Raw genomic sequence first — 17,832 nt, 5'->3', positions numbered from 1 at the left:
AATGTTGGTGACCTGTTTGCTGAGATAGACATTTGACCTCTCCGAGGTCGTGATAATTATCACAAAAACACGCCATTCCTACCAATATCAAACCTCTCCGAGGTCGGTTGTATTTTGATGCGTTTGCCCTGCCCAACAAGCGCAAAAACGTTTGCTGCATTGGCCAGACAACCAATCGCAAATCGCAAATCGTAAATCGCAAATCGTAAATCGTAAATCGTAAATCGCAAATCGCAAATCGCAAATCGTAAATCGCAAATCGCAAATCGCAAATCGTAAATCGCAAATCGTAAATCGTAAATCGCAAATCGCAAATCGCAAATCGCAAATCGTAAATCGCAAATCGCAAATCGCAAATCGTAAATCGCAAATCGCAAATCGCAAATCAAATCAACTTGGCATAAAAGTGTTGATGGGTATTTTCTCCCTGAATGAGTCGGGGTTGTAAAATCGCATGAGATACTCAGGGTATGGCAGGGGGGAGAGATTGGTGAGGACGGGAAAATGCAGATTGCGCGACGAAAAATGCTCCAGCATATATTGCACAGAGGCTAAGCTGCACTCTTTGAAAAGGTCAAAAAACAAGGCCGCGGACTCTTCACGAGTCGGCTCTGGCTTATCGAGCAAATAAGCGATTTCCGCCAGCAACGAAGAAATGACCGCGCCTACGCCCGGCTCCAAAAAAATGGCAACGCCCGTTCCATTATACAGCTAGCTCGGCGAAGTAAAAAAATTGCGCGTTTCGGGCTTTGACGGCTTAGGCGCAAACCACCCTCCCTTGCTCAATCTGCTATTGTATAAATCGTTTGCATCCTTAAATGCGGTATGTACGTCTTTCTCATCTTTGAAAAATACCATTGGAGCGCCAAAGTATTCGAGGTAGGCCGCCTTCCATATTGGAAGCAGTGTCGCGCAGCACCTGCTGTTGCTCTTCCGGCCATGCGTAAAACGAAACCGTGGAAGGGTCGAACTTTTTGTTCGTGTTTTTCAGTGCGAACTCGGCATTGCCCAAATTGGCAATCGTGCCAGTGACCCACCATTCGCCGCGCCATTCGACGATGCTAGTGAGCACCAGTTCGCCTAGGCTGATGCCCTTCAGGGTCACAGATTCCTGCTGCACAAGAAAAAGTCGCTTGGTGTGCAGATACCGAAATTTGTAATAGTCTCCCTCGTAGGCCTCATAGACAAACTCGCCGAGCACACGCCGGGATAATTTGCGGATATCGTCGTGCAGGGAATCGTCGGGGCAACGCGCCACTTCCGCCAGCCAGTCGGGCATGGTGAAAGCGAGAAACGACGAGCATTTTTTGTATAAATAATCATCCTGCATGGTGTAGATGAGTTTGTTGGGGTCGTCGTAGGCGCGGAGCAAGTCATTTTTTTCTTCCAAGAGTTTCCGCACTGCTTCATCCATTTCACGTCTCATCTCGGGCGCGGTGAGGTAGCATTGAAAGGCCAGCCAATACAGCTTGCTTTTTAGATTGAAAAAATAAATGTCGGGAGCAATATGCAGGAAATCGTCGTAGAAATCGGTGCCGGGCGCTTCGTCGAGCGCCTCATCAAAGGTTTCCAACAGCGCATCGGCCATTTTCAGCAAGTCGGCGTTGTCAGGACTGAAGATTTTGTTGGTAGCGTTGCAGCAGAAATGCCACACGAGATAAGCGATGTCCTCGGGATTCATGTCGTCGGGGTCGTAGTCGTCGAGATTGTAAAATGGCAGTTCGTAGCCGTGTAGCTCCTTGTTTTTGCGAACAAAAATAGCCCAAAGGCCGATTTCGTTCGCATAGTCCTCAAACCACGACGCAAGCACGACGGCGAGCTCGACTGTGTGCTCGCGGGCAATAATGCCCCGAAGAAAATCTGATGCGTTCAGCGCCTCGAACACACGGTTGGAGAGCCGCAGGTAATACCATCGTACTGCGGCGAGAATTGCTTGTAAGGGCAGTACTTGAGCCAGTCGGCTGTGGTGACGGCGAATACAGAGAAAGTGCGCTTGGCCATGTCGAAAAGGAAATTGCAAGGCGAAGGTAAAGACGGCTGGTTTATTGCACCAACTCACATTTTCCCGCCCGCAAATCATCTTCCAGTCGCTTGAACTTCCCCTTGCGGATGGCGCCATCCGGGTATTTCACTTTGACCACTTCGTTTCGGGAGATATTCTGGAACGGGTTTTCGCGTGCCGCGTGCTTCAATGCAACAACTCGAAATCGTGCCAGTAGAGCCAGTCATTGATGATTTCCAGATTTTCGGGCGTGGTGTCGAGGCGCACGAGGTCTGCCGGGCTGATGTGGTGGATGCGCTCGCTGCCTTCCTCTGCCACGCCCAAACGAATGGGGCTGCCTGTCTCGCTTTTGGGGTCCACCTCCACGATTTGCTCGGTTTTTTCCTCCGTCGTGCCGCCGCGCAGGGGCATCCGGGCGGTGGCGGTGATGGGAAACTCCAGATTGTCGGTCATGTAGTAGTACCGGCCCATGAGTTCTTCTTCCTCGTCGTAGCAGTCCACGATGATTTCGTCGAGGATGCGGTGTTCGCGGGCGGGGTCGTGGGAGGGTGGCATGGTGCTATGATTTGTAGTGGTTGAGGAAGTCTATGAGCTCGCGGATACGGGCGAAAAGGGTGAATTTGGAGTTGGCGGAGGGGCAGCGCTCTTGGTTGAGGTTGTAGTAGTACTTGCCGAAGAACACGATGTATTTCGCAGTATCGCGAAGGTAGTTGTCGAGCAGAAAATAGTGCGCCTGAATGTCGTCGGGAAGTTTCGTGAACGCTTCGATATTTAGCGCAGGCGGCAGGCTGTGCGCGTCGAACACGATGAAGTCGTATTTGTCGGACGGGACGGTTTTGCCCACCACAAAATCCGGCGTGGGCAGGTCTTGGATGCGGGCGAAGAAGTCCTGCATGTAGGCGCTGTCGTCGGGGGTGCGGGAGACGACGAGGATTCGGGCCGTGGAAAGGGAGAGGGTCATGCTTGTTCTGCGTTGTATGGCTTCCAATAGCCATAACCCACAGCCGATTTGGCGCCAAGCCCCCTTGTCGTCAAAGCCTCTATGAGCCAGGTTTCTAATTTTTCTTTTAATTCATTGTCCGGCAAGCCGATGAGAAATCGGAAAGGCGTCCCTTGCCCCACCGTCAAAAAATGGATGGGCGTAGGGCTTTGCCAATCGGCCGGGGGTTGGCCTTCGCCGTAGTATTTGGGGTAGTGTGGCGTCATCACGTCCAGTTCGATGCGCGGGGCTTTGGTCGGGAAGGCATCGAAGAAGATGCACTGCCCGCGCACGGGATTCTTGGTGCTGGATTCTTCGTCGTTTTTTCCAAAAATCTTTTCGATGTGCTTTTGGCCTTCCTCGAACTCCGAGAGGTAATGGCGCAGTATGCCTTTGATGCTCGAAGCCGGGATATAGGGCACGCCATAAACAGGGTGCAAGGTCATGTTCGTTTTATAGACGGATGCTTCGCCCATGCCTGTGACCATACGCCAGTCCGGAGTAAAATCTACCTGAATCAACCCACTTGGGGCGATTGCTGCGGCATTTTTCAGATTTCGAGCGGCGAGTTTTTCTAAAAATTCATTGTCGAAACGGAAGTTACAGAGGTCGTTTTTTTCAGGTGAAAATCGCGCCCCAAGTTTAGTGATGGGTTCATCCATTTTTGAAATATCAAACAAATTTGACCCTGTTTTTTGAGGATTCAACGCAGGCTTGTTCAATTCAAGCCCAAAATTTTTGAACATACTTTTTGATTCATTTGTAACGCTTTTTTCCATTGCAAGCCAGACTTGGGTGGCCACCCACTGATTGCCGCGTTGTTCCGCTTCCGCTTCGAGCCTGCATTTGCCTACGGCGCAACTGACCAATGTCCGGTCGAGCCAGGCACGGGTGATGAAGGCTTTCCGCAATACGGCTGCGGAAGCCGAGACCTTTCTCCGCTGGCCATCGGCCTCGACCAGTATGACATTCCGGCTCTGGTCGAACGATTCAAGTTTAAGGTTGCGCAGTATCATCGGGCGTTGAATTTGATTGAGGAGAGGTTGATTTCTCGGTTTTTACAAATCGGATCATCCAATTGGCCAGTGTAAATGTTTCGGCTTGCACGATTCGGTACTCATCATCTGTTAATTCTAACAAGACTTTCATAAAACCGTCAGGCTTTATGTTTTCTGGCGATGCCTGAAGTTTTGCCCTCATGAACTTTGTCGGCTCGTCGTCATCATTGAACCAATCGCGCACATTTTCAAAGACCTCCAGATGCTGACCTTTTTTTGAGTAAAAAAAAGCCATAGTCGCTCGCAGGCCATTCATGCGAATCATGGAAGGCAGCTCCTGAACGGCTGCCGAATAGTTGAATTTGTTTTTGGTGTCCTTCTGCTTTTTGTTCCCAATTTCAGCAAAAGTGAACGCCTTCAAAGCCCGCTTGGCTTCAAGATTTTGTGGCTTGCTCATTTTCAAAAAAAGGTTTGGTGATACGGACGATGCCTTTGCCGAGCGTGGCGTTGCCGCCTATTTGGACGATTCCCGGAAGGCCATTGTGGAAGATGTTAAGAATTTGCGCCGCGTTGCGCCCATCTTTTTTGAATTCAGGGTGAGCCATGGCCAACGAATAAAGCACACTCGCCGTAGGCAAATGCTCTTCGGAAAAAAGCGCTCCGTCCTCAACTACGCCGTCTTCCCCGATACGAATTCGAGTATGGACTTCGGTGTTGTGTTGCACAAAGTCTGAAAAATACTCATCCGGGATGACCACAAACTGTGTGGGCAGTTCTGGAATTCCGAGGATATTGGCCAAGGCTTCGGCGAGTTTGCTTGTCGCCCCATTTGCATCTGCATCTTTGGTTACTTCAATGCTGTATTCCTCTAAAAAAACCTTTCCAGCATTGGTGATTATGCTGCTTTGCGGCACCGTGTTTTTTGAAACAGAATTAACCAAATCCGCCAAATTACTTACTTCTTCACCGCCACCGTTTGCCGCGCTCACACGCAAGTCGCGCTCAAAACGGGTGAGCACCCGCGGGCAGGTTGTCCAAGCGAATACACCCTGCCGACTGCGCACCGGAAAAAGCAGAAGCCGCCCATCGGTCAGGCCGAGCGCGCCGGCGTTCAAATCACCTTCAGTCGGGTGCCCGAAAACGGCAATTAAATCTTGGTGAAGCCCCTTTCCAGTAAATTTTCGCTCAAAAACATCCCGAAAGGCCCCTTTGATGCCCGAGGCTTCTACTTTCGGAAAAAGGGTGTGCGCTTCGCGCTGAATGGGCAACTCCGTGCCGATGCCTCCGCCTGCGCCCGCATGAAGGGGCGTTTCGCAGATGAAAAAAATGGGTTTTGCGATTTGAAACATTATCTTGGAAGTTGAGTGTTAAACAGTTGACTGACAAGGCAAAGGCCGAAGCCGTTCTTTTGGTCTTCGCCGGGGCTGCAGAGTGATTCGCCGTGCAATTGTTCGGCCATTTCGTTGGCCTTTGCTTCGGATTCGGCTTGAAACAGAAAGACACTTCCAGCGGGTATGGCGCGGCGCATGGGCTTGGGTTGCTGCTCCAACACATCCCAGCCGCCCACGGAAACCGGTTTCCCGACGGCTGCTGCGACCAAAGTAAGCCCCGGAATTTCAGGAAACCATGCGTTGCAAAGTGCCGGCGTGAGCAAGACAATTTTCAGCAATTCCCCTTGAATCTTCGGCCTTTTCGGGAGCAAGTCAACGCTCGTAGTTTTTGCTGTTACGCTGCGCCGCTCACCGCCGAGGGGGAGCACCGCATGGCTCGCAAGTTTGAAGGGCTGCGATTCGGGCGCGTTCAATTCCACCAAGAGGCTAAGCCCCCCATGTTTTTCATCCTCAAAACGATTGGCGACGAGGCGGAAAAGCAGCCCCTCCTTCGTGCGATTGGTTTCGCGATCGCGCCCGATACCTATTTTGTGCTCGCGCTTGACCAGATCCGACAGGCGTATCGTCTCAAATGGAGCCGAAGAGTCGCCGTTCAAATAGTGCTGCATCGTTTCAAAATCAAGTAAGTGCCCATGCACAGGTTCCGTTTTCCCATCCGCTTCTGCCTTGAAAAGGTGGCTCACTTTGGGCGGGCAGGATGAGGCGGATATTTTGTCTATCAATTTCATCGGCTGAGCCGGAGTGCCCTTTTCGGGCTTTGGGAAGAACAAATCAAGGGGTGCGGGAAAAACGGGTTTGCCCGCAATCCCCAAGCCAAAATACTCCAGTTCCACCCCGATAGAGGCTGTGGCCAAGGCATCTTTGTCGGCATCAGGCACGCCGAGACGCTCGGACATCCACATCGAACGCAGCGCGCCGCGCACCGTCGAGGGCAGGGGCGGGAATATGCCATCGGCATACGACTCCTCGCCGAGCGCGAAGGGTCGGCCATCCCGGAAAAAGAGCGGGTCGAGGGCGTCAAGTTGTAGTTTCATGTTCTGCAGGCTCGTTTTTGGTGGGAGAGATATGGGTTTGGCGCTCGATGAAATCCGCTATGTCAAGCGCGTCGAAAAAGGCGCTGAGTTTTTGGTTATGCGCGTTGAGCAAGTTTTTGACTGCGGTTTGCAATGGTTCGACTTTCTCTTTTTTCCGCTTCTGAAACTCTTCGTCCGATTCGCCCTCGTTTTTCGTCAGGTTGCAGGCGCGGCTTACGGCACGGTCGAGCAGGCTGTGCGCAGTTGGCAAGAGCTTTTCCTTTAGTTTGCCGTCGTCATCCGCAAAGGCTGTCAATTCTGCCCTGGCTTTGCTGACAAAAGCATTGGAGAAGTCCGGCGTTTGCAAAGCGGCAATGACTTTGCCAAGGTTAGGGAAATCCTCAAACGGCAGCACGACCTCGGCAGTTTGTCCGCTGCCGGGTATGACCCCAATGCCGATTGCGTCTTTTTTATCCCGCAAGTTTTTGGCATCTTTTTCCATTTCGCGTGCTTGTGCGAGCACCAGCGAAAGCGGCTCCTTGTAATGCGCGATGCAAACCCCAGCGGAAAAGGTCAGTTTGTGCTCACCTTCGATATGCGCTGAAAGTTGTTCGTGAACGGTCTGTTGGTAGGTATCGCGCAGAAAGTCCAACGCCCCTGTCAAGTGGTGCAAATTGAAAAAGCCGAGGAAATCGTCGCCGCCGGCGTAAATGACCCAGCCCCGATGGTCACCTTTGGGGTATTCGGCCCGCACTGCTTTGGCGAAATCGGCCAACTTTCCCGTCAGGGTTTTGTGGAATGTCTCCAGATGCACACCGTGTTTCAGGTGCGTGCCTTTCCACCATTCGCCCATGTGGTCGCCGTCGAAAACGACGAGGGCGTAGTATTTTTCGAGTTTGCGGCCATGCTCTTTGGCTTTATCAGCCAATGCTTTTTGAATATCTTTCGCATCTTGCAGTTTTTGGGCGGATAATCCCTGCTTCTCAAAATATCGCTCGTTCAGATTTTCTTCAAATAACAGTTGCCAGTTCAGGTGTTTAGGATGGCTGTGGCCAAAAATCTTTGTCATGCTTGAAAGGCTGGTTGAGCCTACCTCGTGCATAGTGTCAGCAAGGGCAAACTCTGCCGTGTCCGGGAAGTCGCCTGCCTCAAACTCCTGAAACCTTTTTAGCATACTGACTGCACTCAAACCCTCGCCGGGCTGTAAGTGGCGAAGTTTCAACTGGCTTAGGTCGTTATAGCCGATTGTCACATTTGAAACGGAGTAGAGCGGTGCCTTGTCTTGTTGTCTAATAACTTGCCCGTTGGCCAATCTGTAGAAAATCACATTCCGCTCGCCATCAAGACTGCATTTCCTTCCCTTCTCATTGGGTGTGAAGAATGGCCGGGTGTTTTTGACTGCATTGAGGTTTTTGTTCAATTCGTCGTAAGCCCTGCGGTAGGTCGCGTCGGTTTCGTCTGCAAGCGGCTGGAAAAGCCACTGAATGTCGAGGTGCTGCTCGATTTGGCGTTTGGCTTCGTGATAAGTCGTAGGGTCAAGTAACTCAGCAAGCGAAAATTCAACTCCTTTTTGAGGTTCGTCAAATTGCATTCTCCAATAGTCCTGAACCGCATCGGCAACCGATTTGCCTATGGATGCCAAGTCATCAGCAGCGGTGATTTTCCCAAGAAACCGGTTGGGAATAGCGTCGCTGCTGATGTCAGGGAAAATGACTTCGCCGCCGTGCTTCTTTTCAAAATGGTCAGCAGCGACCTTGCACAACTCCGACAATATCCGGCTGCCACTGTACAGGTCGTGCACCTTCCGCGCTTGCGCGATGAAGGATTGGACTGGGCCGATGGTGAAGAGGAAGAGGTGGGTCATATCTGCTGGGCTTTGCTTTTGATTTTTTGCATGAAAGATTTTATAAGGCTGTCATCTTCTTTAGACCAAGAATGATCTTTATTTCGAACATTTCTATTTTTACTGGTAAAGACAATCGTGTCATTGTCTGGCATAAACTCACCTTCCAGGTGAGTGACAACCCAGTGGAATTTGCTATTATTTTTATTAAAAATCACAGATAGGTAGATCGGACTTGCGCGCCGTTCATTCTCTTTGAAAGTTACTGGATTGTCACTAAAAACACCTACTGGAATACGGTAGTGGAAATATTTAACTGATGACATTTAAGTTGTAGTGGTATGCGAATAGTTTGAAGTGCAGATTGAGCATATACTCCTTTTTGGAGAAGGAGAGGGTTTTTCGGACGAATCGGCTGATACGCTGGCGCAAGGTGTTGTTCAGCCTTTCAACATGGTTTGTCAGACCGGTCTCCTTGCCGACCATGTAGTGTGTTTCGTTGGGCAAGCATTGGTACGCCGTCCAAAAATCGCTGAAACTCAAGCATTTTTGGTACTCGTAGGGTAGTTTTCGCCAAAGGCGCTTGCAGGAGTCCATCGAGCCATCGCCAATGAAAAAGGAAAGTATCTGCCTAGTTCTACAGCACTGGACAATCCAGACCCGTACTTGATTGATTTTCACGGCGATGTAAGTGAACATTTCGTCCGCCTCTAACTGGTCGTCGGCTTGTCCTTCCTCAATGGTGGTTTTGAATGGGGGGAGTTGCCGGGCTTTTTTTTTTAACCAATTGAGTACCGTCCGATGCGAGACATTCAACAAGCGCCCCGTGCCTCGAAGGCTTTGCCGCTCTTGGTAGGCACGCTCCACCAGTTCGGGGTCCATGTTCCTGCTGGGTTGCTTGCTGTCCAATACCCGGCAGCAACCACAATCTTTGCACTTGTAGGTTTGGGTGCCGGAGCGGTTTTTCCCGTTTTTGACGATGTTGCTGCTTTCACAGCGGTGGCAACGACGAACTTCCGTTATCATGGCGCAAAATTACATTGTCAGTTAAATATTTCCACTACCCTGGAATACCAAAGGCCGCTTTCTTATCTAATGTTTCTATCGTAAAAGTTCGTTCAGATTTTATACGGCTTGTTTTCCCTTTTCTTGTGGACCGGAGCTCTCCTCCGATTGAATTGACTGCATCTTGCCATGTGGAAAAGGTTTGATTGCTTAAATATGCGGGGGAGGTCTGATTCAATAAACTATATTTTTTGAATAAAACTGGTTTTTTCGAGCCAATCAATTCGGAAATTTTCTTGAAGTTAGCTTTCAAAAAATCAATAGTTGTTTCGTCGGTCTCTGTAAAAAAAGATATTCTATCTTGTAAAATCCCCATTTTGTCTTCGATAGAATCAATGCAAAATGCGCCAGCGCAACGCCTCGCTCGCGTACCTAAACTGCCAAGGTTAACCAGCAACCAAAATGATGCAAGGGCTTTTAGTAGAATATCCCGGTTTTCCTCCCGACACGAAAAAATGATGTCAAATTTACTTTCTGTATCGAACCCCAAGTCATCCCTTTTATGGTGCTTCAACGAATAGAATAGGTATTCAATCCCTTCTATTTGGCCGCCTCGGAAAATATCTCCTCCTTTTGTATAGCGCATATTTTTTTCTACGACCCTGACAATAATTGGGCTCTTTTGCATTACTTGATAAATTCCTCCAAAGATATCTTCATCTTCTTTCAGCAAATATTGATAAGTTGGGTTACCATTTTCTTTCTTGACTAAATAACCATTCATCGCCCGCCACCAAAACCGCAACGCTCCCTTAATCGAAGGCGCACGAAGTTCCGGCGTGCCTTTAGGGTCGGCGCCACCGAGGAAGGCGGGGGTGATAAAGCGGCAGTTAAACGTAATAGTCTCCATATTCCAAATGAGTGAGGGCATTATGCCTGTTTTGTGGTGGATGGTTTGCGCAGATATTGTTGGTATTTCAGGGCATTGATGAGGTTACCGTAGATTTGGGATTTGAAGCCAGCAGAGGCAACCCGTCTATTCGCCATTGGTGTTTGTGAAAGATTAGGCCTTCCGAAATGAAAAATCATCGTGCCTGATGATGTTCTGTCCAAGCATAATAGCAATTCATCATCAGAAAAAGGATTTGGAGTCTCTTTTGGCGCATCGGATGCAACCTCATTATTGAAAAAAATCAGGTCATAATTTCCCCCATCCAAAAGGTTATATAGCGTGTCTTCGTCAAGTCTTTTCACATTATCAGGGATAGTTGCTGCGGCCAGAAACCCCGTGTCTTTCAACATCTGTCGGATAAATCCGGAATCGCTACCTTCTTTTGTCAGCACGAGCAGTTTTTTCTCGCGCTTGAACCTTTCTTCGTCCGGCAGATAGTAGCGGTCAACCGTTTCTTTTGCTCTTTCCAGCGCAAAGCCAAGCGCAGATTTATAGACCGACCAAAACATCAGGACGAAGGCGATCACCGTCAGCGGGATGCCGAGTTTTTGGATGAGGACAAAATCGTTGCGGATGCTTGTTTCTACCCGGTCAATTTTGAGTTCCAATTTCTGCATATCAAGCGTAGTACTTGACTTGGCGGAGTCCGCTGGTGCTTTTAGCAATTCGACCTCGTTTTTCAGTTTCGCGACTGTGCTGGGCAGGTACCCATAGCTTGCCCAAACGGAATAACTCCAAACTCCTAGAACAAGAAGAATTGCAAGAAGAAACCAGTAAATTGGCTTGATGTGAACTTGATAGGTCATTCGATTTTGTTTTTGTTCAACCCATTCTTTTTGAGTGTTCTGTTGTTAAGGAATGGCCGAGGTGTTTGGCTGCAAGTGACTTCGGCAGTTTTTCCACCACCTCAATCACCATCCCCGCGAACTCCACGAGTCGGTCTTCGAGATCGTATTTTCGTTCAGCGTGTTCCATATTTAGATCTGGCGTCAATTGTACATTGAAAATTGGCCATTGCACATTGTACATTTCAAAAATTTAAAAATTTCCAAGTCATTAATGTTCAATGTACAATGTTCAATGACCAATGTACAATTTTCGTCACCCCAACCTCCCATTCACCTCCTCCACGCTAAACCCCTCCACATCAAACTCCCCTCCGACCCATTCCAGCATGCTCTCATGTTCCGGGTTTTTGGGGTTGTTCAGCACGGCCAAAAGGTGCTCGTATCCCCACGGCCCGCCGCAGTCCTCGGGCGGACAGGCGCGTTTGCCGGCGGTGCAGCGCGGATAGGAGGCACCGGGTTCGGGGTCGAGTATTTTTTCCAAAACGATATCGTGTTCCCAGCCGTCGCCGAAGTCGTATTCGAGCAGGAATTTTTGCTTGGGCGCGGTGATGAGTTTGTTGAGTTTGGTTTTGCCCATCACGCGGCCACCCATTTCATCGGCGCTTTCTTTGTCGCCGAAAAACTCCTCTCCGCCGATATTGAGACTCATCAGGTGGTAGCCGTCCCAGCCCATCACATCAATGAGCGTGTCGCAAAGGTCTTTCAGGCCGATGTCGGCAGGCACCTCGACGCAGCGCCAGATGGGCGGCTTGATGTGCTTGAGCGTGATTTTGAGTTGGTAGATTTTCATGTTATGGTGTTGGTTGAAAATTTAGGATTTAGAATTGGGGATTTAGAATTTACGATTTACGATTTACGATTTACGATTAGGGATTTAGAATTTTTTGAAATGTTCAATGTCTATTTTTTTGCGGCCGCACCACTCCGAAGCCTAGCGCCGCGCCTTTGCCCAGCCCGATGTATTCGGGCAGCGATATGTTGGCCTCGAACTCGAGGGTGAAGGCCAGCATTTTGATGCCTTTGTGCTCTATCCATTCTTTTTTGAGCAAGTCGGTGATTTTCACCTCGAAGCGCGGCGCGGCCTCCCAGCCCACGCCTGCGGCGAAGGCGATAATGTGGGTGGCCAGCAGGCGCTCGAGGAAGGCGAACTGCTCGGCGATGCCCGTGAGGGTGCGGTAGTGCTCGTAGTTTTCGGGGTTGAAGGCCCTCCATTTGTGGAGGCGGTAGCGTGAGGGGGGCTCTTGCACGTGGAGGGTGTATTGGTTCACGTTGAGTTGGGCGATGCGCATGTCGTGTCGCTGCTCGCCGACGCGCAGGCTCCAGTCGGGTTGACTGAAGAAGTGGTGTGCCTCCTCGATGCCTTGTTCGAGACAGAGTAGCATGGGGCGGATTTGCCCTTTGTGGGTGTCCAACTTGTACTGAATGAGGGGATAACGCTGGTGGTAGGAGCCTGTGTCGTTGTTGTGGTTGTGAAACCAGTCGTGTTCGAGGCCTACTTTTCGAGCGACCGCGCCGCGGAAGTGCGGGAGTTCCCAAGGTTGGAGGTGCGTGTCGAAGGAAACGGATAAGATGCGAAGTTTCCTCATCTGGCGTGCGTGGATTGGATTGTTTGCAAAAACAGTTTCGATGGTGCGTTGGTCGCTGGGAGCGGGTATGGTCGGGAGGGGCGGCTCGGTTTTCAAACGCGCTGCAAGTAAGGTGTTTTGTGCGAAAAAGCGCAAGCCATTTGTCGAAAAAAAGTACCGGATGTCAGGTAGGTGGCAAAAATGGGGCTTGAGTGTTCGCTGGCTGGGGGGGGGCGTGGAAGGGGAGGCAGTCGTCGCGGCGGAAAGCACTTCCTTGCTGTGGGGTATTGGGTGAGTGGCGCGACGGGTGAGTGTGTGGGGTGGGGAGGATTTCATAAGGGTCGTCGCAATTCTTCCTTGCTCGAATATGCTTTTAGAGACAGCGGCAATCTTCTTTGGAAAATTGGGGAAAACGTCGCAATTCTTCCTTGCTCGAATATGCTTTTAGAGGTGACGGATAATCATATGCACAAATGTAGTCACGTCGCAATTCTTCCTTGCTCGAATATGCTTTTAGAGACTGAGAACATGCTCGCTACCATCAAGCAGATGGTAGGTCGCAATTCTTCCTTGCTCGAATATGCTTTTAGAGTCATCCACGTCCAAGATGTATTCTTTCTTCAACCGTCGCAATTCTTCCTTGCTCGAATATGCTTTTAGAGTCATTCAGAAATCACCGCTCATCAAGGACAAAGGCAGTCGCAATTCTTCCTTGCTCGAATATGCTTTTAGAGAACAAATTGAATATGACATCGCCGAAATAGTAAAGGGTCGCAATTCTTCCTTGCTCGAATATGCTTTTAGAGTTCAAAAGAATTTTCGTCAGAATTACCAAATCCAACGTCGCAATTCTTCCTTGCTCGAATATGCTTTTAGAGGCTTGAAATATAAAAATAACGGTTCTTTCTCTCAAGGGTCGCAATTCTTCCTTGCTCGAATATGCTTTTAGAGAAAAAATATAAAAGAGTATGAAAAAGATAAGCAAAGGTCGCAATTCTTCCTTGCTCGAATATGCTTTTAGAGGACAAAAAAAATTGTATCATTGTAGATATTGATGGAGTCGCAATTCTTCCTTGCTCGAATATGCTTTTAGAGCTATCTATGTTCGGACTTTACTGTATTCCGTCATGTCGCAATTCTTCCTTGCTCGAATATGCTTTTAGAGATGGGTGATACATTGCCAACCTTTGGTCAGAAAACCGTCGCAATTCTTCCTTGCTCGAATATGCTTTTAGAGGATACCAAATAATACTAGCACAGAAAGAGCTTTAAAGTCGCAATTCTTCCTTGCTCGAATATGCTTTTAGAGGAAAACTACGAGCGGCACGAATACAAATTTGGCCCGTCGCAATTCTTCCTTGCTCGAATATGCTTTTAGAGAGATAAGAAGTACTTAGAGTTATTACCTAAGAACTGTCGCAATTCTTCCTTGCTCGAATATGCTTTTAGAGTATCTAAATTTAGCATTGGTGAAAGAGATGTCAAAGGTCGCAATTCTTCCTTGCTCGAATATGCTTTTAGAGTGAGTACGACGCAGCAGCACAATACAAGTTTAGTGGTCGCAATTCTTCCTTGCTCGAATATGCTTTTAGAGAAGTCAAGGGGTTGGAGCTCCTTGATAAATGAACAGTCGCAATTCTTCCTTGCTCGAATATGCTTTTAGAGCCATTGGCTTTCGCGGCCTCTTTAATGGCCGCGGGGAGTCGCAATTCTTCCTTGCTCGAATATGCTTTTAGAGGATGACGATTACAGTGCCGTTCTCTCCTCTGCCATAGGTCGCAATTCTTCCTTGCTCGAATATGCTTTTAGAGAGATTAAGGAGTGGGGGCTCCTTAATCAATGAACACGTCGCAATTCTTCCTTGCTCGAATATGCTTTTAGAGCAGCCGAGTATCATCCCTGAGTGTACATCGCGGCAGTCGCAATTCTTCCTTGCTCGAATATGCTTTTAGAGCTCTACTTTGAAGAGTTAGTAGCGTTCCTGAAAGAAGTCGCAATTCTTCCTTGCTCGAATATGCTTTTAGAGAACCACGTTCTCTTCGGTGGGATTGCACTTAAAACGTCGCAATTCTTCCTTGCTCGAATATGCTTTTAGAGTACTATAAGAGCATTTTGTATCTTTCCTCGTTGGAGGTCGCAATTCTTCCTTGCTCGAATATGCTTTTAGAGTAATCTTTAAAAAGTGCTCTATCTTCGTAAAAGAGTCGCAATTCTTCCTTGCTCGAATATGCTTTTAGAGGGGCAACTACTTTCCCAGTGGGATTGCACTTAAAAGTCGCAATTCTTCCTTGCTCGAATATGCTTTTAGAGATCCATCTAATACTGTATGTGAGATCATTGGAGATCGTCGCAATTCTTCCTTGCTCGAATATGCTTTTAGAGTCAATGCTAATTTGCGTCTACACATGTTACCATAGTCGCAATTCTTCCTTGCTCGAATATGCTTTTAGAGGATGGTTGGTTTGCTGTTCTATTCAGCCTCGGTAGCGTCGCAATTCTTCCTTGCTCGAATATGCTTTTAGAGCATTCATCAAGTTGAGGCATGTAAAATTTTTCCAGTCGCAATTCTTCCTTGCTCGAATATGCTTTTAGAGAAGATGTTAGAATCTCTCACTAAAATCCTAATGAGCAGTCGCAATTCTTCCTTGCTCGAATATGCTTTTAGAGCAACCCACAGTTATGCCAACAATGAACCAAGAAGTCGCAATTCTTCCTTGCTCGAATATGCTTTTAGAGAGTAGCCCGTTGAGCCCCTCCGTTAGTTGCTTTCGAGTCGCAATTCTTCCTTGCTCGAATATGCTTTTAGAGAAATCCTAAGCAGACTGCCGCGAATCTAGAAGTAGGGTCGCAATTCTTCCTTGCTCGAATATGCTTTTAGAGACGTACTAGAAACTAGTATTAGTGACAGCGGAGAAGTCGCAATTCTTCCTTGCTCGAATATGCTTTTAGAGAGGCAGAAATTTACTATTGGTCACAGGTCTTTATTGTCGCAATTCTTCCTTGCTCGAATATGCTTTTAGAGTAATCTGGGGGAAACTCACGAACGGCACGAATACAGTCGCAATTCTTCCTTGCTCGAATATGCTTTTAGAGAGTTTCTTCTTCTACGAAGAGCTAATAGCCAACTGTCGCAATTCTTCCTTGCTCGAATATGCTTTTAGAGAGATGATGAATCTAAAACCACATTTTTTCAGAAAAGAGTCGCAATTCTTCCTTGCTCGAATATGCTTTTAGAGATAGCTGGGCAAAAGGTCGCTGGCAAAAGTCTTGGGGTCGCAATTCTTCCTTGCTCGAATATGCTTTTAGAGACAGGCGCGGTTAGCAGCCAGTTTCCGGGCGCGGAGTCGCAATTCTTCCTTGCTCGAATATGCTTTTAGAGGAAAAATGAAACAGGGGTCACGATTATTCCCTACAGTCGCAATTCTTCCTTGCTCGAATATGCTTTTAGAGGACCTGCCGACGAATAAGGCCGGAAATTATACCATTGTCGCAATTCTTCCTTGCTCGAATATGCTTTTAGAGTCGACCAGATTATCTGGCCAAATTGACCCTGACTGTCGCAATTCTTCCTTGCTCGAATATGCTTTTAGAGGAGCCTCTTTTGACTTCTCCGACCTGAATTACAGGGGTCGCAATTCTTCCTTGCTCGAATATGCTTTTAGAGTTACACAGGGTTTCCCCTCAATTTTCCTTTCGGAAGGGTCGCAATTCTTCCTTGCTCGAATATGCTTTTAGAGACCACTTTAATTTTCATAATTATTATGAGAATTTTGTCGCAATTCTTCCTTGCTCGAATATGCTTTTAGAGAATGTCAGATAACCTACACATATTCAGTTAATAATGTCGCAATTCTTCCTTGCTCGAATATGCTTTTAGAGTAATTGCATTTTCTACAGGATAGACGTTTCCTGAGTCGCAATTCTTCCTTGCTCGAATATGCTTTTAGAGTGAAGGTTCTCATTTTGTTCAAACAGATTATCAAATCGTCGCAATTCTTCCTTGCTCGAATATGCTTTTAGAGGCATCATCAAAAACCTCAAAAAATTCTCCGCCGAAAGTCGCAATTCTTCCTTGCTCGAATATGCTTTTAGAGCCGTAATACGGCTTATGCGTACTGCGAAGGTAGTCAACTCCTTCCCGCTTCGCCAAGTGTTTCACAGCATTATTTTCAAAGGCTTTTCAGCCAGGGCCGTAATTATATTGTTAACCCCCAGCACCTCTATGTCGGCCACATATTCCTCGCGCAGTGGCACCAAGAGCAGGCTGTCGTCGGGCGACAGGGGTTGTCGGGCATAACATTGCTTCAAGGCACCGCGCAGGCGCACAAGGTGCTTGCGCTCCAAATAAGGTGCCACAAACACCGAGCGCTGCACCCTATGGCAGCCGTGTCTTTCGAGGATTTTTGCGGTTCGAGCGCGGAGGCGGTCGTTTTCGATGTCGTAGCAAATGACGAAGTGCATATCGGACGAGTTTCTCGTTGTTGTTGACCCAGCGCAATATCATGCGCACGATGAAGAATGCAGCCGCCCCTGCAATGGATAGAGTGGCGGCATCGCTCCAGCCAAATCCACCGGTTGGCTCCACTTGGGGCGGTATCACCACCACCGGGGCTGAATATGGCACGGGGGCCACGGTGGGCAGGTTTTGGGTGCGAGCAGCGCGTTTTCGGCTGAGCTCGCTCATTTCCTCGGCGCTCAGCGGGTGGGGGTGCAGCTCGTGTCGGGCGGTGAGTATGTGCACGGTGTCGCCCTCGCGGGTGCGATACACCCAGAAGCGCACGCCGCCGTGCCCGCTGCAAGCGCCTGTGCTGCGAGTGTCGCTGTGGGTGTCGTCCATGCAGACGCACCCGATGCGAAACGCGCCTTTTGGCACGCTGACGCGCTTGTTCTTGTGCTGGCGCTGGCGGTGGTTGGTGGGGGTTTCGCCTGCTTGCTCGCTGGTGCGAAATATCTCCTCGATGCGGGCTTGCTCATTGGCCTCTATGTCGGGATCTTGAGCAAGGGCAGTGGCTGGCAGCAGCCACAAGTAGAGGACGGTCGTATGAAGAAATATGTTTTTCATCAGAATGGAAGAAGTAGAGCGGGAGTGGGGGGCGGGGGTGGATGCGCTAAGTTTTTAAGAAGTAGATAAAATGTAATAAGTATCGCTAAAAAACAAGTTCACGATTTCGATACCAATCTGCCGTGCCGGGCAGTGCAGGATGACACCGTGAACAGGGAAATGGTGTCAACAAAA

The 17,832-nt window shown here is 48.7% G+C and carries 18 protein-coding genes and 1 CRISPR repeat array; all 18 genes read right to left on the bottom strand.

From position 1 onward, the window contains the following. Positions 1–390 precede the first annotated feature (390 nt). Entirely contained in the window at positions 391–681 is a 291-nt protein-coding gene (locus KIS77_02940; protein ID MCW5921272.1) for a hypothetical protein, read from the bottom strand. 157 nt (positions 682–838) lie between these two features. Next, a complete protein-coding gene (locus tag KIS77_02935; GenBank protein MCW5921271.1) occupies positions 839–2,059 on the bottom strand; it encodes a DUF3843 family protein in 1,221 nt (406 codons plus the stop codon). A gap of 129 nt (positions 2,060–2,188) precedes the next feature. Then, positions 2,189–2,557, bottom strand: a complete 369-nt coding sequence (locus KIS77_02930) for a hypothetical protein (GenBank protein ID MCW5921270.1) — start codon at positions 2,555–2,557, stop codon at positions 2,189–2,191. 4 nt (positions 2,558–2,561) lie between these two features. Beyond that, positions 2,562–2,963 (bottom strand): hypothetical protein, encoded by a 402-nt coding sequence (locus KIS77_02925; GenBank protein MCW5921269.1) that lies wholly within the window; start codon positions 2,961–2,963, stop codon positions 2,562–2,564. Next, a complete protein-coding gene (cmr6, locus tag KIS77_02920; protein MCW5921268.1) occupies positions 2,960–3,997 on the bottom strand; it encodes a type III-B CRISPR module RAMP protein Cmr6 in 1,038 nt (345 codons plus the stop codon). Before cmr6 ends, KIS77_02925 begins: the two co-directional genes overlap by 4 nt. Further along, positions 3,978–4,436, bottom strand: coding sequence for a type III-B CRISPR module-associated protein Cmr5 (gene cmr5, locus KIS77_02915; GenBank protein ID MCW5921267.1), 459 nt, complete (start codon positions 4,434–4,436; stop codon positions 3,978–3,980). The genes cmr6 and cmr5 overlap by 20 nt, the downstream gene beginning before the upstream one ends. Further along, positions 4,414–5,328 (bottom strand): type III-B CRISPR module RAMP protein Cmr4, encoded by a 915-nt coding sequence (gene cmr4 / locus KIS77_02910; GenBank protein ID MCW5921266.1) that lies wholly within the window; start codon positions 5,326–5,328, stop codon positions 4,414–4,416. The genes cmr5 and cmr4 overlap by 23 nt, the downstream gene beginning before the upstream one ends. Next, positions 5,328–6,404: a type III-B CRISPR module-associated protein Cmr3 gene (cmr3, locus tag KIS77_02905; protein ID MCW5921265.1), complete on the bottom strand. Its 1,077-nt coding sequence runs from the start codon at positions 6,402–6,404 to the stop codon at positions 5,328–5,330. Before cmr3 ends, cmr4 begins: the two co-directional genes overlap by 1 nt. Then, complete coding sequence (gene cas10, locus KIS77_02900) at positions 6,388–8,247, bottom strand: type III-B CRISPR-associated protein Cas10/Cmr2 (GenBank protein MCW5921264.1); 1,860 nt, start codon at positions 8,245–8,247, stop codon at positions 6,388–6,390. The genes cmr3 and cas10 overlap by 17 nt, the downstream gene beginning before the upstream one ends. Further along, complete coding sequence (locus tag KIS77_02895) at positions 8,244–8,552, bottom strand: hypothetical protein (GenBank protein ID MCW5921263.1); 309 nt, start codon at positions 8,550–8,552, stop codon at positions 8,244–8,246. Before KIS77_02895 ends, cas10 begins: the two co-directional genes overlap by 4 nt. Then, on the bottom strand, positions 8,539–9,252 hold the full coding sequence (locus tag KIS77_02890) for an IS1 family transposase (protein MCW5921262.1): 714 nt from the start codon (positions 9,250–9,252) through the stop codon (positions 8,539–8,541). Before KIS77_02890 ends, KIS77_02895 begins: the two co-directional genes overlap by 14 nt. A 34-nt stretch (positions 9,253–9,286) precedes the next feature. Then, a complete protein-coding gene (cmr1, locus tag KIS77_02885) occupies positions 9,287–10,162 on the bottom strand; it encodes a type III-B CRISPR module RAMP protein Cmr1 (protein MCW5921261.1) in 876 nt (291 codons plus the stop codon). Continuing rightward, entirely contained in the window at positions 10,162–10,989 is an 828-nt protein-coding gene (locus tag KIS77_02880) for a hypothetical protein (GenBank protein MCW5921260.1), read from the bottom strand. The genes cmr1 and KIS77_02880 overlap by 1 nt, the downstream gene beginning before the upstream one ends. Positions 10,990–11,005: 16 nt before the next feature. Continuing rightward, entirely contained in the window at positions 11,006–11,158 is a 153-nt protein-coding gene (locus KIS77_02875; GenBank protein ID MCW5921259.1) for a hypothetical protein, read from the bottom strand. 126 nt (positions 11,159–11,284) lie between these two features. After that, positions 11,285–11,821: a plasmid pRiA4b ORF-3 family protein gene (locus tag KIS77_02870; protein MCW5921258.1), complete on the bottom strand. Its 537-nt coding sequence runs from the start codon at positions 11,819–11,821 to the stop codon at positions 11,285–11,287. Positions 11,822–11,924: 103 nt separating this feature from the next. After that, positions 11,925–12,602 (bottom strand): hypothetical protein, encoded by a 678-nt coding sequence (locus KIS77_02865; GenBank protein ID MCW5921257.1) that lies wholly within the window; start codon positions 12,600–12,602, stop codon positions 11,925–11,927. 337 nt (positions 12,603–12,939) lie between these two features. Beyond that, positions 12,940–16,690: a CRISPR direct-repeat array (repeat unit 36 nt; unit sequence GTCGCAATTCTTCCTTGCTCGAATATGCTTTTAGAG). Between the two features lie 61 nt (positions 16,691–16,751). After that, positions 16,752–17,057 carry a CRISPR-associated endonuclease Cas2 gene (gene cas2 / locus KIS77_02860; GenBank protein ID MCW5921256.1) on the bottom strand — a complete coding sequence of 102 codons (306 nt, stop codon included), beginning with the start codon at positions 17,055–17,057 and terminating at the stop codon, positions 16,752–16,754. Next, on the bottom strand, positions 16,972–17,658 hold the full coding sequence (locus KIS77_02855) for a hypothetical protein (GenBank protein ID MCW5921255.1): 687 nt from the start codon (positions 17,656–17,658) through the stop codon (positions 16,972–16,974). Before KIS77_02855 ends, cas2 begins: the two co-directional genes overlap by 86 nt. Between the last annotated feature and the right edge of the window lie 174 nt (positions 17,659–17,832).

Source organism: Saprospiraceae bacterium (genome assembly GCA_026129545.1).
Classification (GTDB): domain Bacteria; phylum Bacteroidota; class Bacteroidia; order Chitinophagales; family Saprospiraceae; genus M3007.
This window is presented reverse-complemented; position numbering and strand designations above follow the sequence as displayed.